The following is a 22,573-nucleotide window of genomic DNA, read 5'->3' on the forward strand; positions in this document are numbered from 1 at the left end:
GGATTGCAAAATGACCGGCATGGGAGGTGCTGATGCTCGAACGCTTGAACCACGTGGCGATTGCCGTTCCGGATATCGATGCCGCGGCAGCGCTTTATCGCGGCAAGCTCGGTGCGAAAGTCACCGAGCCGCAGGCACTGCCTGAACATGGCGTAACCGTGGTTTTCATCGACGTCGGCAACACCAAGATCGAATTGCTGGAACCGTTGGGTGAGGGGTCGCCGATTGCGGCGTTTCTGGAAAAGAATCCTTCCGGTGGGATGCACCATCTGTGCTATGAGGTTGCGGACATAATTGCCGCTCGCGACCGCCTCAAGGCGGAGGGTGCGCGTATCCTTGGAGATGGCGAACCGAAGACCGGCGCCCATGGCAAGCCAGTTCTGTTCCTGCATCCCAAGGATTTCAACGGCACACTGATCGAACTGGAAGAGGTGTAATCATGTCTCTGGTTTCAGGAATCGCGATTTACTTCATCATCTGGTGGACGACGCTGTTCGCGCTGCTGCCGGTTGGCTTGCGCACGCAGGCTGAAGAAAACGAAGTGACTTTGGGCACTGTGGCCAGCGCTCCGGCAAAACCACGCATCGGTCGTGCCTTTCTGCGGACGACCATCGTCGCAACGCTCATCTTCCTGCTCTATTATTATGTGACGCAGATCAGCGGTTTCGGCCTCGATGATATCCCACATTTCTTCCCGGATCTGACCTGACCATTCGTTCGCGTTCCACCATGAATTTTTGAGGCTGCCTAAATTATAGGCAGCCTTTCTTTTGTATAAAGAAAAGTGGACGCGCCTACCATGGGTTGCGTCAGATATCGAGCTTATTGGCGTAACGTATTGAATTTACGACACAGCACAACCCGGCGTCATTTGTGACAGCGATAGCGCTCCCTGAGCAATGTTCTTCATATAAATCGATTTATACTTAAGTGAAATTTAATACTTGATTGCACGGAGGGCGCTGCGATAAATCCCACAAAATCAATGTGTTATTGCAAGCTATAAAATAGGGAAACTGCGGAAAGCGTGGAGGTGCTGCAAGTTCAAAAAAAAAGCAAGGCTTTCGCCTTGCTAATCAAATACGCGTTCGATCCGTTTCCATTTGACTGGCGGCTGCGAAAGTCGCGCCTGGATCCATCCTCCCAAGACTTTGACCGCGTGAAACCAACGGTTTTATTCCGTTGTTGCTCTTATGCTGAAAAAAATAGCGAACTGCACAGCTTTTGTCACGAAAAATCTTCTATGGCGTCATATTTCTTTCGCAAATTTTCCCGAATGAGAGTGATATATCTGTAATATATTGAATTTGAATGTGAATCCGGAGGCCGCATTTCGCGTCTCTGGTTCTTTCGACAGGCGATCATGGTTGTGGATGGGGAAATCCGCTATCGCGAAAGCTTTTTCAAGCGGGTTTCCAACCGGTGTATAACCCGGTAAGAAACCGACAAATATGCTTAATTTTTGCCTGATTCTTGAAGCACTCAGGCTGTCCCTCTTGATTGGTGGTTACGATGCGTCTGTCGCGGTATTTTTTGCCTATTCTGAAGGAAAACCCCAAGGAGGCGGAAATCGTCTCCCACAGGCTGATGCTGCGCTCAGGCATGATCCGTCAACAGTCGGCCGGCATCTATTCCTGGCTGCCGATCGGTCTGAAGGTTCTCAACAAGGTCTGCGATATCATTCGTGAAGAGCAGAACCGCGCGGGCGCCAATGAAATCCTGATGCCGACCATCCAGTCCGCAGACCTGTGGCGCGAAAGCGGTCGCTACGATGCCTATGGCAAGGAAATGCTGCGCATTCAGGACCGTCAGGAGCGCGATATGCTCTTCGGTCCGACCAATGAGGAAATGGTCACCGACATTTTCCGCTCCTATGTGCGCTCCTACAAGGATCTGCCGCTCAATCTCTACCACATCCAGTGGAAGTTCCGCGACGAAGTGCGCCCGCGTTTCGGCGTCATGCGTTCGCGCGAATTTCTAATGAAGGACGCCTATTCGTTCGACCTCGATTATGAGGGCGCGAAAATGGCTTACTACCGTATGTTCGTGTCCTATCTGCGCACTTTTGCACGTGTTGGCCTGCAGGCCATCCCGATGCGCGCCGATACGGGGCCGATTGGCGGCGACCTCAGCCACGAATTCATTATTCTGGCCGAAACCGGCGAAAGCCAGGTTTTCTGCGACAAGGCCTATCTCGATCTGGCCGTGCCGGGCGCGGACACCGATTTCCGCAACGATGCGCAGCTGACCGATATCGTCAATCGCTGGACGACGCCTTATGCGGCAACCGACGAAATGCACGACGAGGCCGACTGGTCCAAGGTGAAGCCGGAAGATCAGGTCTCTGCACGTGGCATCGAAGTGGGGCACATCTTCCATTTCGGCACGAAATATTCTGAACCGATGGGCGCGAAAGTGCAGGGCCCGGATGGCAAGGAACATCTGGTTTCCATGGGTTCCTACGGCATCGGTCCGTCGCGCCTCGTCGCGGCTGCCATTGAAGCCTTCCACGACGATGCGGGCATCATCTGGCCGAAAGCCATCGCGCCGTTCGGTGCCGGTATCGTCAATATGAAGCCGGGCGACGAAGGCTGCGACGCTGTAAGCGAGAAGATCTACGAAGCGCTGACCAATGCAGGCGTCGATCCTCTGCTGGACGACACGGATGACCGTCCGGGTGCAAAGTTCGCCACGATGGACCTGATCGGCCTGCCGACGCAGGTGATCGTTGGCCCGCGTGGCGTTGCCGCCGGTGAAGTCGAGATCAAGGATCGCAAGACCGGTGAACGCCAGAGCCTGAGCGTTGAAGCTGCGATCAATCTGTTGACGGCAGAAGCATGAGCAGCGCGGCGGCAGCAAAATCCGGGGATCAGGCAAAGGCAGCTCAAAAGGCTCCAAAGTCAGGTCCATTCTCGGCTTTCGAACGGATGATCGCTTGGCGATATCTGCGCGCGCGCCGCCGCGAGACTTTTATCTCGGTCATTGCCGGTTTTTCGTTCACCGGCATAATGCTGGGCGTGGCGACCCTCATCATCGTCATGGCGGTGATGAACGGTTTCCGTGCCGAGCTTCTTTCGCGAATTCTCGGCATCAATGGCCATCTCATCATGCAGCCAATTGATCGTCCGCTGGATGATTATGCCGATCTCATCAAGCGGATCGACGGTATTTCCGGCATCAGGTTCGCCATTCCCGTGGTGGAAGGGCAGGCGCTCGTCCAGGGGAATATCGGCGCAGGAACGGGTGCACTGGTGCGCGGTCTTCGCGAAGAGGATCTCGACAAGCTCAAGCTCGTCTCCGGCAATATTCGCCAGGGCACGCTTCAGGGCTTCGATCAGGGCGGCGGCGTCGCCATCGGAACCCGCATGGCCGAAAATCTCGGCCTTTCAATCGGCGATACGCTACGGGTGATTTCGCCGGATGGCGATGTGACCCCGTTCGGCGTCAATCCGCGCGTGAAGGCCTATCCGATTGTCGCGATCTTCGAGATCGGCATGTCGGAATACGACTCGTCGATTGTCATGATGCCGCTGTCCGAGGCGCAGCTTTTCTTCAATCAGGAAGGCAAGGTGCAATCGCTGGAAATCTTTGTCGATAATCCCGACAAGGTGGATGCGATGCGCGCGCCCGTAGAAGAGGCAGCGGGACGTCAGCTCTCGCTCGTCGACTGGCGCCAGCGCAACCAGACTTTCTTCTCGGCGCTGGAAGTCGAGCGCAATGTCATGTTCATGATCCTGACGCTGATCGTGCTCGTGGCGGCGCTGAACATCATTTCCGGCCTCATCATGCTGGTGAAGGACAAGGGGCACGATATCGCGATCCTGCGAACCATGGGCGCAACCCGTGGCGCGGTGATGCGCATATTCCTGATGACGGGCGCCGCCATCGGCGTCACCGGCACGATAGCCGGTGTCGTTCTGGGCGTTGTCGTCTGCCTCAATGTCGAGCGCCTGCGGGAGTTCTTCTCGTGGCTCTCGGGAACCACGCTCTTCAACCCGGAACTTTACTTCCTGAGCCAGTTGCCTGCGAAGATGGACCCCGGCGAAACGATTTCCGTTATCGTCATGGCTCTGGTGCTTTCATTCATTGCCACCATTTTCCCGGCCTGGCGCGCTGCCAAGCTCGATCCGGTCGAAGCATTGAGGTACGAATAAATGGCGGCTGAAATCATCATGCGGCTGGAGCGTGTCGGCCGCGCCTATAAGGAAGCCGACCGCGAACTGGTCATTCTGAAGGATGCCGATTTCACACTTCGTCGTGGGGAAATGGTTGCGCTTGTCGCGCCATCGGGAGCGGGCAAGTCGACATTGCTGCACACGGCAGGCCTGCTGGAGCGTCCCGACAACGGAGACGTTTTCTTGGACGGGCGTTCTTGCAGCAAATTGTCCGATGATGAGCGCACGGCTGTGCGCCGCAACGACGTCGGTTTCGTTTATCAGTTCCACCATCTCCTGCCGGAATTTTCCGCGCTGGAGAATGTGATGATGCCGCAGATGATCCGCGGTCTGTCCAGGAAAGCCGCAGCAGAGCGTGCGCAGCAGCTTCTTGAATATATGAAGATCGGCAAGCGCGCTTCGCATCGCCCGTCGGAACTTTCCGGCGGCGAGCAACAGCGCGTCGCTATTGCCCGCGCCGTTGTCAACGCGCCGCTTGTTCTTCTGGCGGATGAACCGACCGGCAACCTCGACCCGACGACATCATCCTACGTCTTCGGAGCTCTTGAGGCCCTCGTGCGTCAGTCGGGGCTTGCGGCCCTGATCGCGACCCATAATCACGAACTTGCCCGCCGCATGGACCGGCGCGTCACGCTGAAGGACGGCAAGGTCGTCGATCTATAAGCCTTCCAGATCATAGTAGCACCTCATCCTGAAGAGCCGTCACAGGTGGCGTCTCGAAGGGCGAGGTGCGTCTCCGCCTGAATATGGCGCTTTCGTTCCCCGCTCACGCAGCCAGCGTCTGCGGTTGTATATTCACTATTCGTAAACCCTAAAATGAATGGCGGGCTAGAACGGGTGTTGACTTCGGAACAAAAATAGAACAAAAAATAAACATACGTGAACACAGAGGAGTTTCCAACATGACCGATCTCGTCCACGACGTTCTGTCTTTCATTTCGGTAAGCCTGTTCATTGCAACTTTCGCCATCTGGGTGAGTGCGATCTGAAGGAAATAGAGCATGTCTCCCAAAAGTGGGAACCGGTTTTGGGATATAGACATGCGTGAAAACGATAGGGCATTTCCGATGACCCCGGAAAAATTGGAGATGCTCTGGCTGGTTCTTGTGAACCCGCTGCAAGGTGGCGATAGTCTTACTGGACATCGCCATATCATTCCCCGAAACTGATGCTATCAGGCGACAGAGTCGCCAGCCGCGATGGGCCATGCGTGTGGCCCATCTTGCAAGCAATGTGCTATCAGGCGGCTACTGCATCGGCCCGAAAATCGGAATCGGTTTTCGGAAAGCGTGATGCTTGGATTTAGAGCGCCGGATGTATGTCCATCCGGGCGGCTCAGCAGATGATCGGGGTCGATGGAATGAGTGACGTAGCAGCAGGCAATGCAGCAAAAGACGGTGCTTTGACGCCACGTTTTGTGCACCTGCGGGTACACTCGGCCTATTCCTTGCTGGAAGGCGCATTGCCGCTCGGCAAGATCATCAAACAGGCGATTGCCGACGAGGCGCCGGCTATCGCAGTCACCGACACCAACAATCTGTTCGGTGCGCTTGAATTTGCGCAGAAGGCATCGAAAGATGGTCTGCAACCCATCATCGGTTGTCAGGTCGATATAGCCTTCGGCGATCACAATGATAATGGCCGCAGCGTCAATCGCCGTGTCGCGCTGGACCTCGCTCCAGTTGTGCTGCTGGCGGCAACGGAAGAGGGCTATGCGAATATCGTGCGGCTCGTCAGTCGCGCGTTTCTGGAAACACCGGCAGGTGATCCGGTGCATGTCGAAGCAAGCTGGCTGCCGTCATTATCGAAAGATGTCATTGTTCTTTCCGGTGGCGCATTGGGACCAATCGGTCGCGCTTTTGCCGCCGACCGTCCCGACAGGGCAGAGGCGCGGCTTGCTTTCCTGCGTGAAGCCTTTGGCGATCGGCTTTATGTCGAGTTGCAGCGCCAGGCAGGTTACGACCGCGCGCTGGAAGCAAAGACCGTCGCGCTTGCCTATGAGATGGATCTGCCTCTGGTGGCCACCAATGAGGCATTCTTTCTCAAGGCAGAAGACTTCGAGGCCCACGATGCGCTTCTTGCCATCGCGGAAGGCCAGATTCTTTCAAACGATGACCGCCGCCGTCTGACGCCGGACCATCACATGAAAAGCCGTGCGGAAATGGCTGCACTTTTTGCCGATCTGCCGGAAGCACTCGACAACACCGTCGAAATTGCAGAGCGTTGCAGCTGGTACACGCAGACCCGTGCACCGATCCTGCCGCGGTTTACCGGCGAATCCGATGACGCGGAGGCCGCCGTTCAGGAGGAAGCCGACGAGCTGGCGCGGCAGGCCCGCGAAGGCCTGAAGATGCGCCTGGAGACCGTCGGTCTCGCAGAAGGCTATACGACAGAGCAATATGCCGAACGTCTCGAATACGAGATCGGCATCATCACCCGCATGAAGTTCCCGGGCTACTTCCTGATCGTTGCGGACTTTATCAAATGGGCGAAAGCCCATGGCATTCCGGTCGGGCCGGGCCGTGGCTCGGGTGCCGGTTCGCTCGTCGCCTATGCGCTGACGATTACCGACGTCGATCCTTTGCGGTTCTCGCTGCTTTTCGAACGCTTCCTCAACCCGGATCGCGTTTCGATGCCCGACTTCGATATCGACTTCTGTCAGGACCGCCGTGAAGAGGTGATCCGCTATGTGCAGGGAAAGTACGGGCGCGATCAGGTAGCCCAGATCATCACATTCGGAACCCTGCAGGCACGCGCTGTGCTGCGCGATGTCGGTCGCGTTCTGGAAATGCCTTACGGTCAGGTCGATCGTCTCTGCAAGCTGGTGCCGCAAAACCCGGCCAATCCAGTGTCACTGGCACAAGCCATCGACACAGAACCGAAGATCAATGAGGAACGTGAGAAAGAGCCGGTGGTCGGACGGCTGCTGGATATGGCGCTCAAGCTTGAAGGGCTTTACCGCCACGCCTCGACCCACGCCGCCGGTATCGTGATCGGTGACCGTCCGCTGTCGGAACTGGTCCCCATGTATCGCGATCCGCGTTCCGACATGCCCGTCACCCAGTTCAACATGAAATGGGTCGAGCAGGCGGGACTGGTCAAGTTCGACTTTCTTGGTCTCAAGACGCTGACCGTCCTTGAAACGGCGGTCAAACTGGTGGCGCGCAAGGGCGTTGAGATTGACCTATCCCATGTGCCGCTCGACGACGAACTGACCTATGAGATGTTGTCGCGCGGCGAAACCGTCGGCGTGTTCCAGGTGGAAAGTGCGGGTATGCGCAAGGCGCTGCTCGGTATGCGCCCGGACCGGATCGAAGATATCATCGCGCTTGTGGCGCTTTATCGTCCTGGTCCGATGGAGAACATCCCGACTTATAATGCGCGCAAGAACGGTGAGGAGGAGATTGCCTCCATTCACCCGAAGATCGATCACCTGATCAAGGAAACGCAGGGCGTTATCGTCTATCAGGAACAGGTGATGCAGATCGCACAGGTGCTTTCCGGCTATTCGCTCGGGGAAGCTGACCTTTTGCGTCGCGCCATGGGCAAGAAAATCCGCGAGGAAATGGACAAGCAGCGCGTCCGTTTCGTGGATGGCGCGATTGAGGGCGGTGTCGACAAGGCGCAGGCCAACATGATCTTCGATCTGCTGGCCAAGTTCGCTGACTACGGCTTCAACAAGTCGCACGCCGCCGCTTATGCCATCGTGTCCTACCAGACGGCCTATATGAAGGCCCACTATCCAGTCGAGTTCATCGCGGCGTCGATGACCTACGATATGTCGAACACCGACAAGCTCAACGATTTCCGCCGCGAGGCGAACCGTTTGGGCATTGAGGTCGTGCCGCCTTCGGTGATGACGTCCTTTCGTCCGTTTGAAGTCGGCGAAAAGCAGATTTTTTATTCGCTTGCCGCCATCAAGGGCGTCGGCGAGGCCGCCGTAGATCATATTGTCGATGTGCGCGCAGAGAAACGTTTTGAAAGCCTTGAGGATTTCTGCGAGCGGGTCGATCCGCGCATCGTCAACCGGCGCGTGCTGGAAAGCCTCATCAATGCCGGTGCGATGGATTGTTTCGGTCGTGAGCGCCCGGCCATGAGTGCGGGCATGGACCGCATCATGGGCTTTGCCCAGCGCACGCAGGAAAATGCCGCAAGCGGTCAGTCCGATATTTTTGGTCTGTCAGGCGCTCCGAAGGAAACGCTTATCCTGCCGCAGGCGGCTCCCTGGCTGCCATCGGAAATGCTGCATCGGGAGTTCCAGGCGGTCGGCTTCTATCTGTCGGCCCATCCGCTTGATGAATATCGCGATGTGCTGAACCGCATGCGTGTTCAAAGCTGGGCGGATTTTTCCGCAGCCGTGAAACGGGGCGCCAATGCCGGTCGTCTGGCTGGCACTGTGACGGCCCGTCAGGAACGCAAGACCCGCACCGGCAACAAGATGGGTATCGTGCAATTGTCCGATGCCAGCGGCCAGTTCGAAGCGGTGCTGTTTTCCGAAGGGCTTGCGCTATATCGCGATCTTCTGGAGAGCGGCAAGTCGGTGGTAATCACGGTTCAGGCGGAAAATCGCCCCGAAGGTATAGGCTTGCGCATCCAGACGGTGCAGTCGTTGGAAGACGAAGCCTGCCGTATGCAGAAGGCGTTGCGGCTTTACCTGCGCTCGGCCGATGCGGTTCGTCATATCGCTCCGCATTTCAACACGCGTGGCGACGGGCAGGTGAGCCTCATCGTCATCAAGGATAACGGTCAGCGTGAAGTCGAGATCGAGCTGCCGCATCGCTATCGCGTCAGTCCGCAGATCGCCAGCGCCATGAAAGCCATTCAGGGCGTCGTGGATGTGGAACTGGTGTGAGTGAGAGCGCCGATCTGATTGAAGCAAAACGAGGGCAAACCCGTTTTGCGGTCTTTTTGCGCGAAAAACCGGTGGTGATGTGCGTATTTTACCACCGATTTTGCGGCGAACAACTGTCAAAAACATGGCGTTTTTGTGATTGGCATCAGTAAGCGGCTGTGAAACGCTTGCGAATATGCTGGCCTTTTTCTGCTTCATCCAGAATTGCGACTGCCAGATCAGCAACTGAAATCTTGCTTTCACCCTTGTCGTCGAAAACCGGTTCGTCGCCGCCAAGACGATATTTTCCGGTGCGCTCGCCGGGCTGAAGAATGATCGCCGGTGATACGAATGACCATTCCAGTTCTTTCTCACCACGTAGGTCTTCGAGCGCCTGACGGGCACCGAGCGCGCCTTCCTTCCATTCGGCAGGGAATTCCGGCGAGTCGACCAACTGGTTACCATTGATCGAAAGGCTACCTGCGCCGCCGACTGCTATAAGACGCTTGATGCCTGCTTTTTTGGTGGCTTCCGTGATGGAACGGCTGCCGTTGATGTGCTTTTCGCGGATGTCCTTGTCGCCCCAGCCCGGATTGTAGGCGGAAATCACGATGTCATGCCCTGCAAGCTGCTTTGCAAGCGCGTCGGTATCGAACACGTCGGCCTTTACCGCCGTCACATCGGGCAGTTTTTCGACTTTCTCCGGATGACGAACGAGTGCGGTAACCTCGCCGCCGCGTGCAGCAGCTTCCTTGAGGATTGCAGCGCCTACGAAACCCGTTGCGCCGATCAGTGCGATCTTGGTCATGGCATTCTCCTTTTCTCGACCTTCTCGTATCAAACGAATTAAGGTATGTTTCATAATCAGGTTATTTCTGATAACTACATATGTGATGCCATCATGTTTGTGAAGAACGCACTTTTACATGAGCAGGATACATGGAAGTAACCGCCACAAAGGCAAGTATTCAGAGATGCTCCGGTCGAAACGGAACGATGAAGCTGCTATAACTAATTGTTTTTACGCATGTTATGACGCGTGGCTGACGCGTATTTCAGCGAAAACTCTCTAACTTAACCGATGGAGAAAACGCCGGTCTGCCAACCGGTTTTTGTGGAGAAAAAGATGACAATACCGACACGCCCTGACGGGAAAACACCTTTGCTTTCGTCGACACCTGCCTTCGAAAACGATGGTGACGGTTCTTGCCCGATCCGTGAAGTGCTGGATCGGGTTGGCGACACGTGGAGCATTCTCGTCATTTTCAATCTTCAGGAAGGCTCGATGCGTTTCAATGCGTTGCGACGGACCATTGAGGGTATTTCACAGCGCATGCTGACCGTTACGCTACGATCGCTGGAGCGGGACGGTCTTGTGTCCCGGCATGTTCGCCCGACTTCTCCGCCCGAAGTGGAGTATTCGCTGACTGAACTTGGACATTCTCTTGCTGTGCCTATCGACGTGCTGGGGCAATGGGCCGTCAGGAACCGCGATCTTCTTCGCGACGCCCGCTCACGTTTTGATGGAAGCATTGAATAAAAAGGAACCGGCCTTGGTCCGTTTGCGTTTGTCTTTCAAACAGGAGAAGTCTGATGCCCGCGAAATCCCAGGCCCAACAGAAAGCCGCTGGCGCCGCGCTTGCTGCCAAACGCGGTGAAATCAAGAAAAGCGAACTCTTCGGTGCGTCAAAGGAAATGTATGAATCGATGACCGAGAAGGAACTGGAGGAATTTGCCGAAACAAAGCGCAAAGGCTTGCCGGAACACGTAGATGACAAGAAAAAACACTGAATAGGATTGGCGTGCGCCGTCGGGCACTCGCCGCATTGGCCAGATGGTTACTTGCCAGATTTGTTCGGAGCCAGCTCGATTGCTTTCAGCTTGCCATCGGTAATGCCGCAGCGCAGCGTGACGCTATCCCATTTTGTTGATGCGCCTTTGGTGCGTGCTTCACCGGGAACCGAGATGACAGCCGAAACCTTGCGTGGGTCGCTGGTGCTAAATTTCGCAGACTTATCATTGGTTTCTGCCGAAGAGATGTCATCTTTGGTGAAGCCGAGACGATCATATTTTTTACTTTTCTTGACGTAATCATAAGCGCTGGCAACGCAATCCGCGACCTGTGGAGCCGCTTGCTGATCCTTCACGAGGGTCTGATAGTTGCCCGTAAAATCCTTCGATCTTTTCGGGACGGAATCTGCATTCGCGGCGGTGGTGAAGCCCAGTGCTAAAATTGCAGAAATTATAAATTTGGTCGATTTCATGCCCATGTCCTTCTGGAAACCCGTCGCTCGGTGGCGGGCGGCGGAATTGAATCGATAATGAAATAGAGATTACAGACGCGATTCTGATTTTTTTATGAATTTCCAACGGTTACGACGATATCTTATTGGCAGATGCGCGCAAGACAGGATTTGCCGTGGCAGCCTTGGTCGAGATGCATGTTGGTGCGATGTGCGGCATCACCGTCCGGGCCGATTACCGTCATGAAAAGCTTGCAGCTCGCGCTATGCACGGCGCGCCAGAAAGCCTTCTCCTTGTCGGTGCCGTTCCAGCCGCTTTCCAGTTCCGTCTTGCTGCCATCCGAAAACTTGAACGACATGATGTCGAGCGCGTTGGCAAAGGCGTGTTCGGAAACGCGTCCTGTGGATGCGCCGTTGACCTTCCGGCACTGGTAATCCGAGCCGGTGCCGATTTCAGCGATTTTCGAATCCGGTCCATAAACATCTTTGGCTGCCTTGGTCACCTCGCTGCTCCACTGCGCCAGCGTGACTGCCATTGCGCAATTTGTGGTGACGGCATTGGCAAATTTCAAAGGGTCGTCCTTGCCAATGGCGGTCAGGGACAACGGAGAGTGGGCGCCGCATTGCTCGCCATCCTTGATCGGAGGCAGCAGCTTGCCCTCTACTTCTCCGGCTATCAGCGCCGGGCAGGATACCTGATAGATGCGCTCGTCCTTTTCCGCCTTTGGCTGTTGATTGGGACCGGGTTTCGCTTCTTGCGGTTTTTCGTCCACCGGCTTCGGATTATCAGCTGGTTTTGGCGGGTCTGCCTGGGTCGGGGTTGTAGGGGCAGGCTTGGCCAACGGTTGATTGTCGGGTTCTGCCTCCGGCTTTTCCGTTGGAATGGGTGGAGTTTCCGGTTCTGCCTCCTTGGTTGCTGTATTTTCCGGGCGAGGGGCAGGCGTCGGAACGGGTATCATGGGAGCAGGTTTGGTTTCGGCTTTTGCCGGAGCGCTTTCCGATTGCGTTGCTGTTTGCTGTTTCGAAGCCGGTTTCTTTTGGCTGCGCTTTACCGCCGGGCGTTTGCGATGCTGTTTTGCCTTTTGGGCGTCCTGTTTCAGGATGCGTTCGATGAAAGTTTGCGCCTGTGCCTGATCGGAATCGAAGCCGGAAAAACACGGCATCGCAACAAGGCCCAAGGCAATCAGAGCGGTGAATGCACCCTTGCCGGGCAGGAAAAAAGACAAAGCCATTGATGCCTCATGAATTGCGGATCCGTCATGACTAATGATGAAACAGGCGATGGCGTTCCTTCACGCTTGATGGCAGGTCGTAGCAAATGGTAGGAAACACCCTCAGTGGTCCGGTTTTTCAGGCTTTTTCGACTGCTTGAGCTTGACAAGATAACAGCTGCATGACTAAAAGCCGCCCATCGCTGGCGCGTTCTCGCACCGGCGTTTCATTTGACGTGTCCCGTGGATGAAGATTGCGCTCGCGCGCTTCATCCTGTCAGTCCTCTCAAACGGAGGGCAGAGGAGGGCGCGTTTCCTCCAGCGCCTCCGGGCGCTATAACCTTTTGAAGGAAATGCGATGAGCAAGCGCGAATCCGCTAAGTACAAAATTGATCGCCGTCTTGGCGAAAACATCTGGGGCCGTCCGAAGTCCCCTGTAAACCGCCGTGAATATGGCCCGGGCCAGCACGGCCAGCGCCGCAAGGGCAAGCTGTCGGACTTCGGTGTTCAGCTCCGCGCAAAGCAGAAGCTCAAGGGCTTCTATGGCGATATCTCCGAAAAGCAGTTCCGCAAGACCTACGAAGAAGCCGCTCGCCGCAAGGGCGACACCGGTGAAAACCTGATCGGTCTGCTGGAATCGCGTCTTGACGCAGTTGTGTATCGCGCCAAGTTCGTTCCGACGATCTTTGCTGCCCGCCAGTTCATCAATCACGGCCACGTGAATGTGAATGGTCGCCGCGTCAACGTTCAGTCCTACCGCCTGAAGACCGGTGACGTTGTTGAAGTTCGCGAAAAGTCGAAGCAGCTGGTTATCGTTCTCGAAGCTGTTCAGCTCGCAGAACGTGATGTTCCGGATTACATCGAAGTAGACCACAACAAGCTGGTTGCGACGTACTCCCGCGTTCCGACCCTGACGGATGTGCCTTACGCTGTCCAGATGGAACCGAACCTGGTCGTCGAATTCTATTCGCGTTAATTCCAGGCGCGCTCTGGCGCGCTGGATATATGCCGAAATCGAAAAGCCGCGCTGTACTGCAGCGCGGCTTTTTCTTTGCTTTTATCCCGGCACTTTGGCGATGGGGCCGGGAGGGCCGAGCGTATCGTCAATCTGCCGGTCGGAATGATATGTGGCGCAGGCCGACAACAATGCTCCAATGAATAACAGTAAGGACAGTTTTCGGAGCGCGATGATGCGCGGCTTTCGCCGAAGAACACTTATAGAACCAACATACTGAGCCATAGATATCTCATCCGTGAATGCCTGCATGAGTTCTAGAGCAAAAGGCAGCTGCAAACACTCATACATTTTTGCTGGCAAACGGTGGTCGACGTGTGCTGATGCACGCAATCATAAAGAAATCTTGTTTGACGGTTTTCCCGACAGCCAGTTTTCGCTATTAAGCCTTCAACATCTTCAATCGTTTTTCCGGGAAGCACCATGAACGCTTTCGATCCAGATATTGCAGAAGACGCGGGCAGCGATGGCTGTCACCCGCTATTCCGCGATGTGCCGACCACGGTCGAGTTCAACAAGCTGCGTAAACGTCTTTTGCGTCTGACGCGGCAGGCTATCAAGGATTTCTCGATGGTGAAGCCCGGCGAGCGCTGGATGGTCTGCCTTTCGGGTGGCAAGGATTCCTATGGCCTGCTTGCGCTGCTGCTCGATCTTAAATGGCGCGGCCTGCTGCCGGTTGAGCTGCTGGCGGTCAATCTGGATCAGGGGCAGCCGAACTTTCCCAAGCACATCCTGCCGGATTTCCTCAATCGTTATGAAATCGAACACCGTATCGAATATCAGGATACCTATTCGATTGTGACCGACAAGCTGCCTGAAACCAGCACCTATTGCTCGCTCTGCTCGCGTTTGCGCCGGGGGAATCTCTATCGCATTGCGCGTGAAGAGGGCTGTTCGGCGATCGTTCTTGGCCATCACCGGGAAGATATTCTCGAAACCTTCTTCATGAACCTGTTCCACGGCGGGCGTCTGGCTGCGATGCCGCCGAAGCTGTTGAACGACGAAGGAGACCTGATGGTGTTCCGCCCGCTGGCTTATGCTGCGGAGGACGATCTGGAAAAATTTGCGACCGCAATGCAGTTTCCGATCATTCCATGCGACCTGTGCGGCAGTCAGGAAGGGCTGCAGCGCAATGCGATGAAAGCCATGCTGACCGACATCGAAAAGCGTATGCCGGGGCGCAAGGACACGATGATCCGCGCCATGACGAATGTGCGTCCGAGCCATTTGCTGGATCGCAAACTGTTCGATTTTGCAGGACTGATGCTGAATGGCGAGGGAGAGGGTGACCATGCGGTTTGACGAAGGACAGATGGACTGGCTGGCCGATTTGCTGGCAGATGCGGCGCGTCAGGAAATCATGCCCCGGTTTCGCAGGCTGGACGTCGGTGATATCCGGCAGAAGACGTCACCCGCCGATCTGGTGACGGAAGCGGACGTGAATGCTGAACGGTTCATCACTGCCAAGCTCAAGGAACGCTTTGCCGATGCGGTGATCGTCGGTGAGGAAGCCTGCTCAGACAATCCGGCTTTGCTGACCGGCCTCGATGATGCGGAGCTTGCCTTCACAATCGATCCGGTCGATGGCACTTTCAACTTTGCATCTGGTGTTCCGCTCTTTGGTGTCATGCTTGCGGTGGTGTCGAAAGGCGAAACCGTTGCCGGTATCATTCACGACCCCGTCGGTAATGACTGGATCATGGCTTCAAAAGGCGGCGGAAGCTACATCCGTCACGCCAATGGAGATGTGAGCAAGGTCAGTGTTGCCGAACCGACCTCGATCAGCCAGATGACCGGTGCGATTTCGTGGCAGTACACGGCTGAGCCGACACGGTCGCGTCTGGCACGTAATCATACGAAATTTCTGTCCCAGATCGGCTATCGCTGTGCAGCGCACGAATATCGCATCCTCGCCACCGGCAGCGCGCATTTCGTGGTCTACAACAAGCTGATGCCGTGGGATCATCTGCCCGGTGCGCTGATCCATCAGGAAGCTGGCGGTTATCTCGCCCGATGGGATGGAAGCGATTATCTGCCGTCACATACCGGCGGCGGCATTCTGGCCGCGCCCAGCAAGGACAGCTGGCAGTCCATTCAGGCGGCGCTCTGGGAAGAATAAAACCGTTAGAGTATTATCCAATACGAAAGGCCCGCTACATCGGCGGGCCTTTATTGTTTTGGCATCGCGAAATCGATCAGATCACATGTTCGACAGGCGGGTTCTGCACCCTGAACAACCGTCCGCGTTCGGCTATCAAAACGCAGCCGAGGGCGACAAATCCGAGCACGCAATAGCCGGTTGCAACCGGCGTTGTCGTACCATCAAAGGCCTGACCGATAATCGCGCCCAATGCCGCACCGATCACCGTTTGAGCAAAGCCCAGAACGGAGGAGGCCGTTCCGGCAACTTCGCCGAGCGGCTCCATCGCCAGTGCGTTGAAATTGGCGGTCACGAGGCTGAACGAGAACATGATGGTCATGTAGATCGCCATCAGGATCGGGAAGGGAACAGGGCCTTCCATCGTGACCGAAAGTACCATCCACAAAAGGCTGAAGCTGGTGAAGACCAGCAACATGGTCTGGGAAATTCGCCGCATACCGTAACGACCGACCAGGCGCGAGTTCATGAACGAGGCGAGCGCCAGCGTCATGGCGACGGCAGCGAAAGCCAATGGGAACAAGGCACCGAGCTTGTAAATGTCGACGAAAATCTGCTGAGCCGAGTTGATATAGCCGAACAGCGCGCCGAGAATGAACGAGGTGCCGAGCATATAAAACAGGGCGACGCGGTTCGAAAGAACGATGCCGAATCCGCCAATCACGCTCTTGACCGTCAGCGGGCGCCGGTTGGTAGCAGGCAGGGTTTCGGGCAGACGAAGAAACGCCCAGATACCGATGACAAATGCCATGAAGGCCATCGACAGAAAGATCAGGTGCCATTCGCCGAAAAGCATGATGAGCTGGCCGGTTGCGGGCGCAACAACGGGCAGGATCATGAAAACCATCATGACGAGTGACATGACCTCGGCCATCTGACGCCCGGCGAACTTGTCGCGAACGACGGATACGGCGATCACGCGCGTGGCAGCAGCGCCAAGCCCCTGCAAGACACGCAGGATGATAAGCGTCGTGAAATCGGTGACGATGGCCGCTCCCAGAGCTGCCAGAATGTAAATGACGAGCCCGGCGAACAGCGGCAGCCTGCGGCCGAAGCGGTCGCTCAAGGGGCCGTAGAAGAGCTGAGAAACGCCAAACCCGAGCAGATAGGCAGTGATGACAAACTGGACGTGGTTTTCCGACTGAACGCCGAGGCTTGCACCGATCTGCGGCAGGCCGGGCAGCATTATGTCGACCGCCAGCGCATTGATGGCCATGATCGCCGCGATGAGCGCGATGAATTCGCCGCGTCCACGCATGGAAGTCTTCTGGTCCGACGAACCGTTCTTGATGTCGAGCGGCATGACTGGCATTCCTTGGCAAAGTGGCGCATCGCGTCGCGAGACACGATACGAAAGACAAAATTTAGAAAGCAGAAGCAGACAGATGAAAATCTGTCGTTGCAGCATCTAGAGCATTTCCAGCAAAAGTGCGAAGCGGTTTTGCGTAGGATAATGCGACGGAAAAATACTTAGAGCGGTTCCAGCGACTCCGTTTTAACTGGAACCGCTCTAGCAAATGCAAAAGGCGCCGTAGAACGGCGCCTTTGGAAAAAGGTGAGGCTGAAGCCGTATAACCGGCAATTAATCCTCAAGCTGCCTTTGTGGCAATACCCTTATCGGTAAAAAGTGCCTGCAACTCGCTCGATTGGAACATTTCGCGTATGATATCGCAGCCGCCGACGAATTCGCCCTTTACATAAAGCTGCGGAATGGTTGGCCAGCTCGAATATTCCTTGATGCCCTGACGCAGTTCATCCGAAGACAGAACGTTGACGCCCTTATACTCCACACCGAGATAGTCGAGGATCTGAACGACCTGACCGGAGAAACCGCACTGCGGGAAACCCGGCGTGCCCTTCATGAAAAGCACGACGTCGTTGGTCTTCACTTCATTCGCGATGAAATCGTTGATGCCGGTCATTTGCGGTCCTTTCCAAGCATAACCCCGAAAAGTCGCCTGACTTTTCGGACAGGATTATGCGCTAAACAAATACGTCGAGGCAAATTTCGACGCAAACAGGGAGGTCTTTCCCAATATAGTCATTTGAATGCTGGTAACCACCCCGTTGGGGCGAATGCAAGTCAAATGCTCAAGAAATCCGTATCAAGGGGAGCGCATCTTGCCGCAGCAGGATTTGCTCCTCGAAATGGGGCTCCCCCAGAACGGCCTTCCGTTATTCCGGTACGCTGGTCTGCAGGGCGAGTGCGTGCAGCACGCCGCCCATATTACCCTTCAGCGCATCATAGACCATCTGGTGCTGCTGCACGCGGGACTTGCCGCGGAAACTTTCCGCGACAACCTCGGCGGCATAATGGTCTCCGTCTCCGGCAAGGTCGCGGATCGTCACCTTTGCGTCGGGAATCCCCTCGCGTATCAGTTTTTCGATCTCATGTGCGTCCATAGCCATGCAAAATCTCCCGCCGTTTCCGGCTTCTTCTTCTCATTTTATCGAATCGTAACGCACCATCGTGGAACGTCAACTAACATCTGTCTAACGCTTAAACAGCCGACAAGCAAACCGCCCGGACAGGCTTTCCATCCGGGCGGTAAAAGAAATCAACGATGTGAAACCAGGTCAGTTATCGCTGACCGGTTCGCCACTCATGAAGCCCGGGAACCAGCCTTCAAAGGCGTCAGTCAGATCGGCAACACTGACATCGACGACGTTGCCAATCTTCAGGCTGTCGCCGCCAACCGTGCCGAGCACGCGGAACGGAACGCCTGCGCCTTCAGCATTGAGGGCAATGAGCTTTGCCATTTCCGCCGTAGCCGCGACGACATAGCGCGCCTGATCTTCACCGAAAAGAACTGCGTGCGGCAGACCATCACCGGCATCGAGCTCTGCACCCTTGCCGGACTTGATCGCCATTTCCGCGACGGCAATCGCCAGGCCGCCATCGGAGAGGTCATGACATGCCGTGACCTGACCGTTGCGGATGGCCGAGCGGACGAACTCGCCGTTACGCTTTTCAAGCGCAAGATCGACGGTCGGGGCAGGACCATCGGCACGATCAAACAGATCGCGCAGGTAAATGGACTGGCCGAGATGTGTGCCATCGCCACCAAGCAGAACCAGCGTGTCACCATCCTGCATGCCGCCGATCTTGGCGGTTTGTGTCCAGTCAGGGATGAGGCCTACGCCGGCAATGGTCGGCGTCGGCAGAATGGCCTGACCGTTGGTTTCGTTATAGAGCGAGACATTGCCCGAAACGATCGGGAAATCCAGCGCACGGCAGGCTTCACCGATGCCTTCGATGGCCTTGACGAGCTGGCCCATGATTTCCGGCTTTTCAGGATTGCCGAAGTTCAGGTTGTCGGTCGATGCCAGCGGCTCAGCGCCAGTCGCTGTGATGTTGCGCCAGCATTCGGCCACGGCCTGCTTGCCACCCTCGAATGGATCGGCTTCGCAATAGCGCGGGGTCACGTCGGATGAGAAGGCGAGAGCCTTGGTGTCATGGCCCTCAACGCGGATCACACCGGCATCGCCGCCCGGAACCTGCAACGAGTTGCCCTGAATGAGTGTATCGTACTGTTCATAGACCCAGCGACGGGATGAAAGATCAGGCGAGCCAATCAGCTTGAGAAGGGCAGTGGAGTAATCTTCCACTTGCGGCACATTGCTCGCGGGAAGCGGCGCGTGCTTGCCTGGCTCCATCCACGGACGATCATATTCCGGCGCTTCGTCGCCCAGATCCTTGATCGGCAGGTTGGCGACTTCTTCGCCCTGATGAATGACGCGGAAACGAAGATCGTCAGTCGTCTTGCCAACGATGGCGAAGTCGAGACCCCATTTGCGGAAGATCGCCTGCGCTTCCGCTTCCTTTTCCGGCTTCAGAACCATGAGCATGCGCTCCTGGCTTTCCGACAGCATCATTTCATAGGCGGTCATGTTCTCTTCGCGCACCGGAACATGATCGAGAATGAGTTCGATACCGAGGTCACCCTTGGCGCCCATTTCGACAGCCGAACAGGTGAGGCCAGCCGCACCCATATCCTGAATGGCGATAACCGCGCCGGAGGCCATCAGCTCAAGGCAGGCTTCGAGCAGGCACTTTTCGGTAAATGGATCGCCGACCTGAACGGTAGGGCGCTTTTCTTCAATCGACTCGTCGAATTCAGCCGATGCCATGGTCGCGCCGCCGACACCGTCGCGGCCCGTCTTTGCGCCGAGATAGACGACCGGCAGGCCGACGCCCTTGGCTTCCGACAGGAAGATGCCGTCATGCTTGGCAAGACCGGCAGCAAATGCGTTGACGAGGATATTGCCGTTGTAGCGCTTGTCGAAGTTCACTTCGCCGCCAACGGTCGGCACGCCGAAGGCATTGCCATAGCCGCCGACGCCCGACACGACGCCAGATACCAGATGGCGGGTCTTCGGATGATCGGGTTCGCCAAAGCGGAGCGCATTCATTGCCGCAACGGGACGCGCGCCCATGGTGAACACGTCGCGCAAAATGCCGCCAACGCCGGTCGCTGCACCCTGATAGGGCTCGATGTAGGACGGATGGTTGTGGCTTTCCATCTTGAAGACGACGCAATCGCCATCGCCGATGTCCACCACGCCTGCGTTTTCGCCAGGGCCCTGAATAACGCGCGGTCCGGTTGTCGGAAGCGTGCGAAGCCATTTCTTGGAGGACTTGTAGGAGCAATGCTCGTTCCACATCGCCGAGAAAATCCCGAGCTCTGTGAAGGTGGGCTCACGTCCGATCAGATCAAGAATGCGCTGATACTCGTCCGGCTTAAGACCATGCGCTTCGATCAATTCCGGCGTGATGTCTCGCGTATTGGAAATAGTCATGGAAATGGGGAACCCCGTCGCAGGCTGCGGCGTCCGACGCCCTGTGCCTAAGGGACGGTCGCCTAAGGTTTCAAGGCGCCTCTTTAACCTATGTTTTCACGAAGTGCGACAGGAAAATACCGCTTTTCCAGCCCTTCATCGAATATCCATAATAATCGCACGCAAGCGCACGCGGTCAGACACTCCCTTCATATCCCGCCTGTTCGTTTTCGAGCAGGCGACGGAGTGTCAGAAAACTGTTTTCGACGACACTGCGATCAGCCGGAGACGAGAAGGCAACGCGGACCCGGTGATAGATCTGATCGACACGTCCGGCCTTGAACTCATCTTCGTCGTCGATCAGGATTCCGCTTTCATAGGCGGCGGCCTTGAACGTGCCCGAAAGCCACGGTTCGGGCAGCCCCATCCACAGAAATGGAACTGTCGGACGGGATACGAAATCGAAACCGTCGAAGATTTCTCGCGCCATCTTTTCGCGAATGCCCGTTTCTTCGCGGCATTTGCTGTGAATGGCGTCTGCCTCGCCGGACAACACCAGCTGAGCGCCGGTTTCAGCGAGCAGGAATGCTGCGCCGCCTGTGACCATCTTGTGCGTTACCTTCACGCGTTGGGCGCAATGCGCAGGGCAGGCGACCCATCCGCTGCGTATGCCTGCGGCAACGGCCTTTGACAGACCGGAGACGACGAATGTTCGTTCAGGCGCAAAGCTTGCCAAGGGTGGAATCTGGCTGTCGCACATGATGCCATAGATATCGTCTTCGATAAGCCAGACATTGTAACGCCTTGCGATGTCGGCGATTGCACGACGGCGTTCTTCCGGCATGACGGACAGGGTAGGATTGTGCAGCGTCGGCATCAAAAAGGCGAGGGTCGGATGCTGCTGGCGGCAGGCTCGTTCGAATTCTTCCGGGATCAGACCGTATTCATCCAGACCGGCCTGAATGGTACGGCGCCCGAGAAGGCGCACGGAGCGGCTGATCTGCGCATAGGTCAGATTTTCGAACAGGATGCGATCGCCCGGATTCGTGAAGGCCGTGATAATGGCGATGCTCGCAGCCTGCGCCCCATTGGTAACGACAATGCTGTCAAGATCTGGTCGCCAGTCGGCTCGCGAAAGCCATTTTTGTCCGGCTTCCAGCCAGTGCTGCGGAAAATAGCGCGAATAGCTCGCAATATCCTGCGGAAAATCCCGATGAATGTCGGCATTGATTTTGGCCAGAACTTCATGCTGGCCGACATCCGGCGCCGCAGTCGTGTCGAAACGTATTTTCCCGGAAGGGACATCGGCAGGCTTTGTACCGGCAATGCCAGAGGCGGTCAGCGCGTTGTCTGCCGGTTCTTCGCCCAGAACGTAAGTTCCTCGACCGACTTCGCCCGTCACGAGACCGCGTTCATGGGCCAGCGCATAGGCACGACCGATTGTGCCGATTGTCACCTTCAAGTCGAATGCGAGATTGCGCTGTGGCGGAAGTTTGATACCCGCTGGCAATCCACCATTCCCGATGGCTTCTTCGATGGCATCGGCAAGCTGCAGGTAAAATGGACCGGATTTACCGGCAAGGTCTGGAATCCAATTTGTCATGGTGACAACTTATAAATTGTACCTATTGCCAAGTCAATTGTAGAGTCAATTCGTCGCTACTTGGTGACAATGCAGACATCGAGCTAAACACAAGGTTTGTCTCGACTGCTTCCCAGCTCCCAACTGGCCCAACTGGCAATGAAATGGACCGAGCCAATGTTTTACTTTAGACCGCAGACCGAGACAATAGATACAATTCTTCCTGTGCCCGTGGCTGATGGCATTACGGATTTGCCAAAAGCTTTGCAGGTCAATCTGATGGCGGCGTCCCAACCGCAGATCGGATATGTACGGCGCGTTGTCTCTTTTTGTTCTTACGCATTGTCCGACGCATCGAAGCTGGAAAAGAAATCAGTCCAGCGGACTGATTTCCCTGCGCAGACGCTTCGCACTTTTGCTGGAAGGGCTCTGAATTGGATGTCTTATCGAATGATGCTGCGGCGCAGTCGGATCGCCCTCGGCGAACTGACCGACGATCAGTTGCGCGATATCGGACTACAGCGCGACGAAGCAGAGCGCGAAGCGCGTAAGGTGCGTTTTCACTTGCGTTGAAGTATG

20 protein-coding genes and 1 pseudogene are annotated in these 22,573 nt (G+C 56.1%); 13 read left to right on the plus strand and 8 right to left on the minus strand.

The features are described 5' to 3' along the window. The first annotated feature begins 32 nt into the window (after positions 1-32). The 7 genes and pseudogenes from mce to dnaE all read left to right on the plus strand — a co-directional run bounded on the left by mce (position 33) and on the right by dnaE (position 9,027). A complete protein-coding gene (gene mce, locus KWJ32_RS16210) occupies positions 33-437 on the plus strand; it encodes a methylmalonyl-CoA epimerase (protein WP_006471802.1) in 405 nt (134 codons plus the stop codon). Positions 438-439: 2 nt separating this feature from the next. Beyond that, entirely contained in the window at positions 440-709 is a 270-nt protein-coding gene (locus KWJ32_RS16215) for a DUF1467 family protein (RefSeq protein WP_012092254.1), read from the plus strand. An 803-nt stretch (positions 710-1,512) separates the two neighbouring features. Further along, positions 1,513-2,841 carry a proline--tRNA ligase gene (gene proS, locus KWJ32_RS16220; protein WP_012092253.1) on the plus strand — a complete coding sequence of 443 codons (1,329 nt, stop codon included), beginning with the start codon at positions 1,513-1,515 and terminating at the stop codon, positions 2,839-2,841. Next, positions 2,838-4,154, plus strand: coding sequence for a lipoprotein-releasing ABC transporter permease subunit (locus tag KWJ32_RS16225; RefSeq protein ID WP_010661188.1), 1,317 nt, complete (start codon positions 2,838-2,840; stop codon positions 4,152-4,154). Before proS ends, KWJ32_RS16225 begins: the two co-directional genes overlap by 4 nt. After that, positions 4,155-4,838, plus strand: a pseudogene (locus tag KWJ32_RS16230) (ABC transporter ATP-binding protein); the annotation flags it as partial. It lies immediately after the preceding gene. A gap of 377 nt (positions 4,839-5,215) precedes the next feature. Then, on the plus strand, positions 5,216-5,344 hold the full coding sequence (locus KWJ32_RS16235) for a hypothetical protein (protein ID WP_255411949.1): 129 nt from the start codon (positions 5,216-5,218) through the stop codon (positions 5,342-5,344). Between the two features lie 191 nt (positions 5,345-5,535). After that, positions 5,536-9,027 carry a DNA polymerase III subunit alpha gene (dnaE, locus tag KWJ32_RS16240; RefSeq protein ID WP_256886155.1) on the plus strand — a complete coding sequence of 1,164 codons (3,492 nt, stop codon included), beginning with the start codon at positions 5,536-5,538 and terminating at the stop codon, positions 9,025-9,027. A 145-nt stretch (positions 9,028-9,172) separates the two neighbouring features. On the opposite strand, the gene KWJ32_RS16245 is transcribed toward dnaE, so the two are convergent. After that, positions 9,173-9,814, minus strand: a complete 642-nt coding sequence (locus tag KWJ32_RS16245) for an NAD(P)-dependent oxidoreductase (RefSeq protein ID WP_151662645.1) — start codon at positions 9,812-9,814, stop codon at positions 9,173-9,175. Positions 9,815-10,132: 318 nt separating this feature from the next. On the opposite strand from KWJ32_RS16245, the gene KWJ32_RS16250 reads away from it, so the two are divergent. Together KWJ32_RS16250 and KWJ32_RS16255 are read left to right on the plus strand one after the other, a co-directional pair. Then, positions 10,133-10,546, plus strand: coding sequence for a helix-turn-helix domain-containing protein (locus tag KWJ32_RS16250; RefSeq protein WP_040129348.1), 414 nt, complete (start codon positions 10,133-10,135; stop codon positions 10,544-10,546). A gap of 53 nt (positions 10,547-10,599) precedes the next feature. Next, entirely contained in the window at positions 10,600-10,797 is a 198-nt protein-coding gene (locus KWJ32_RS16255) for a DUF3008 family protein (RefSeq protein WP_029925012.1), read from the plus strand. Between the two features lie 47 nt (positions 10,798-10,844). Here the strand turns inward: KWJ32_RS16255 and KWJ32_RS16260 are convergent, their stop codons facing one another. Both KWJ32_RS16260 and KWJ32_RS16265 read right to left on the minus strand, forming a co-directional pair. Further along, positions 10,845-11,270 carry a hypothetical protein gene (locus tag KWJ32_RS16260; RefSeq protein WP_010661194.1) on the minus strand — a complete coding sequence of 142 codons (426 nt, stop codon included), beginning with the start codon at positions 11,268-11,270 and terminating at the stop codon, positions 10,845-10,847. A gap of 122 nt (positions 11,271-11,392) precedes the next feature. Continuing rightward, positions 11,393-12,412, minus strand: a complete 1,020-nt coding sequence (locus tag KWJ32_RS16265; RefSeq protein WP_256886166.1) for an extensin family protein — start codon at positions 12,410-12,412, stop codon at positions 11,393-11,395. 406 nt (positions 12,413-12,818) lie between these two features. Between KWJ32_RS16265 and rpsD the strand changes: the two genes are divergently transcribed. From rpsD to KWJ32_RS16280, 3 genes are all read left to right on the plus strand, one after another. After that, positions 12,819-13,436, plus strand: a complete 618-nt coding sequence (rpsD, locus tag KWJ32_RS16270; protein WP_010661196.1) for a 30S ribosomal protein S4 — start codon at positions 12,819-12,821, stop codon at positions 13,434-13,436. 462 nt (positions 13,437-13,898) lie between these two features. Beyond that, positions 13,899-14,777: a tRNA 2-thiocytidine(32) synthetase TtcA gene (ttcA, locus tag KWJ32_RS16275; RefSeq protein WP_151609807.1), complete on the plus strand. Its 879-nt coding sequence runs from the start codon at positions 13,899-13,901 to the stop codon at positions 14,775-14,777. Then, positions 14,767-15,594 (plus strand): inositol monophosphatase family protein, encoded by an 828-nt coding sequence (locus KWJ32_RS16280; RefSeq protein ID WP_012092243.1) that lies wholly within the window; start codon positions 14,767-14,769, stop codon positions 15,592-15,594. Before ttcA ends, KWJ32_RS16280 begins: the two co-directional genes overlap by 11 nt. A 76-nt stretch (positions 15,595-15,670) precedes the next feature. On the opposite strand, the gene KWJ32_RS16285 is transcribed toward KWJ32_RS16280, so the two are convergent. From KWJ32_RS16285 to KWJ32_RS16305, 5 genes are all read right to left on the minus strand, one after another. Next, positions 15,671-16,936: a multidrug effflux MFS transporter gene (locus tag KWJ32_RS16285; RefSeq protein ID WP_012092242.1), complete on the minus strand. Its 1,266-nt coding sequence runs from the start codon at positions 16,934-16,936 to the stop codon at positions 15,671-15,673. A gap of 286 nt (positions 16,937-17,222) precedes the next feature. Continuing rightward, positions 17,223-17,555, minus strand: coding sequence for a Grx4 family monothiol glutaredoxin (grxD, locus tag KWJ32_RS16290; RefSeq protein WP_010661201.1), 333 nt, complete (start codon positions 17,553-17,555; stop codon positions 17,223-17,225). 253 nt (positions 17,556-17,808) lie between these two features. Continuing rightward, complete coding sequence (locus KWJ32_RS16295; RefSeq protein WP_006466620.1) at positions 17,809-18,042, minus strand: BolA family transcriptional regulator; 234 nt, start codon at positions 18,040-18,042, stop codon at positions 17,809-17,811. A gap of 168 nt (positions 18,043-18,210) precedes the next feature. Beyond that, positions 18,211-20,433: a phosphoribosylformylglycinamidine synthase subunit PurL gene (purL, locus tag KWJ32_RS16300; protein WP_010661202.1), complete on the minus strand. Its 2,223-nt coding sequence runs from the start codon at positions 20,431-20,433 to the stop codon at positions 18,211-18,213. Positions 20,434-20,608: 175 nt separating this feature from the next. After that, positions 20,609-22,015 carry a PLP-dependent aminotransferase family protein gene (locus KWJ32_RS16305; protein WP_010661203.1) on the minus strand — a complete coding sequence of 469 codons (1,407 nt, stop codon included), beginning with the start codon at positions 22,013-22,015 and terminating at the stop codon, positions 20,609-20,611. A 138-nt stretch (positions 22,016-22,153) separates the two neighbouring features. Between KWJ32_RS16305 and KWJ32_RS16310 the strand changes: the two genes are divergently transcribed. Continuing rightward, the gene (locus tag KWJ32_RS16310; protein ID WP_012092241.1) at positions 22,154-22,567 is read left to right on the plus strand and encodes a DUF1127 domain-containing protein; all 414 of its coding nucleotides are present in this window, start codon (positions 22,154-22,156) and stop codon (positions 22,565-22,567) included. The last annotated feature ends 6 nt before the right edge of the window (positions 22,568-22,573 follow it).

Source organism: Ochrobactrum sp. BTU2, from assembly GCF_024539785.1.
Classification (GTDB): Bacteria; Pseudomonadota; Alphaproteobacteria; order Rhizobiales; family Rhizobiaceae; genus Brucella; species Brucella anthropi.

Coding starts and splice junctions, on each gene's coding strand:
- grxD (WP_010661201.1), bottom strand. CDS start 17,555: ATGACCGGCATCAACGATTTCATCGCGAATGAAGTGAAGACCAACGAC.
- KWJ32_RS16285 (WP_012092242.1), bottom strand. CDS start 16,936: ATGCCGCTCGACATCAAGAACGGTTCGTCGGACCAGAAGACTTCCATG.
- KWJ32_RS16295 (WP_006466620.1), bottom strand. CDS start 18,042: ATGGCTATGGACGCACATGAGATCGAAAAACTGATACGCGAGGGGATT.
- ttcA (WP_151609807.1), top strand. CDS start 13,899: ATGAACGCTTTCGATCCAGATATTGCAGAAGACGCGGGCAGCGATGGC.
- KWJ32_RS16225 (WP_010661188.1), top strand. CDS start 2,838: ATGAGCAGCGCGGCGGCAGCAAAATCCGGGGATCAGGCAAAGGCAGCT.
- KWJ32_RS16235 (WP_255411949.1), top strand. CDS start 5,216: ATGCGTGAAAACGATAGGGCATTTCCGATGACCCCGGAAAAATTGGAG.
- KWJ32_RS16250 (WP_040129348.1), top strand. CDS start 10,133: ATGACAATACCGACACGCCCTGACGGGAAAACACCTTTGCTTTCGTCG.
- KWJ32_RS16305 (WP_010661203.1), bottom strand. CDS start 22,015: ATGACAAATTGGATTCCAGACCTTGCCGGTAAATCCGGTCCATTTTAC.
- KWJ32_RS16280 (WP_012092243.1), top strand. CDS start 14,767: ATGCGGTTTGACGAAGGACAGATGGACTGGCTGGCCGATTTGCTGGCA.
- proS (WP_012092253.1), top strand. CDS start 1,513: ATGCGTCTGTCGCGGTATTTTTTGCCTATTCTGAAGGAAAACCCCAAG.
- rpsD (WP_010661196.1), top strand. CDS start 12,819: ATGAGCAAGCGCGAATCCGCTAAGTACAAAATTGATCGCCGTCTTGGC.
- KWJ32_RS16255 (WP_029925012.1), top strand. CDS start 10,600: ATGCCCGCGAAATCCCAGGCCCAACAGAAAGCCGCTGGCGCCGCGCTT.
- dnaE (WP_256886155.1), top strand. CDS start 5,536: ATGAGTGACGTAGCAGCAGGCAATGCAGCAAAAGACGGTGCTTTGACG.
- KWJ32_RS16265 (WP_256886166.1), bottom strand. CDS start 12,412: ATGCCGTGTTTTTCCGGCTTCGATTCCGATCAGGCACAGGCGCAAACT.
- mce (WP_006471802.1), top strand. CDS start 33: ATGCTCGAACGCTTGAACCACGTGGCGATTGCCGTTCCGGATATCGAT.
- KWJ32_RS16245 (WP_151662645.1), bottom strand. CDS start 9,814: ATGACCAAGATCGCACTGATCGGCGCAACGGGTTTCGTAGGCGCTGCA.
- KWJ32_RS16260 (WP_010661194.1), bottom strand. CDS start 11,270: ATGAAATCGACCAAATTTATAATTTCTGCAATTTTAGCACTGGGCTTC.
- purL (WP_010661202.1), bottom strand. CDS start 20,433: ATGACTATTTCCAATACGCGAGACATCACGCCGGAATTGATCGAAGCG.
- KWJ32_RS16215 (WP_012092254.1), top strand. CDS start 440: ATGTCTCTGGTTTCAGGAATCGCGATTTACTTCATCATCTGGTGGACG.
- KWJ32_RS16310 (WP_012092241.1), top strand. CDS start 22,154: ATGAAATGGACCGAGCCAATGTTTTACTTTAGACCGCAGACCGAGACA.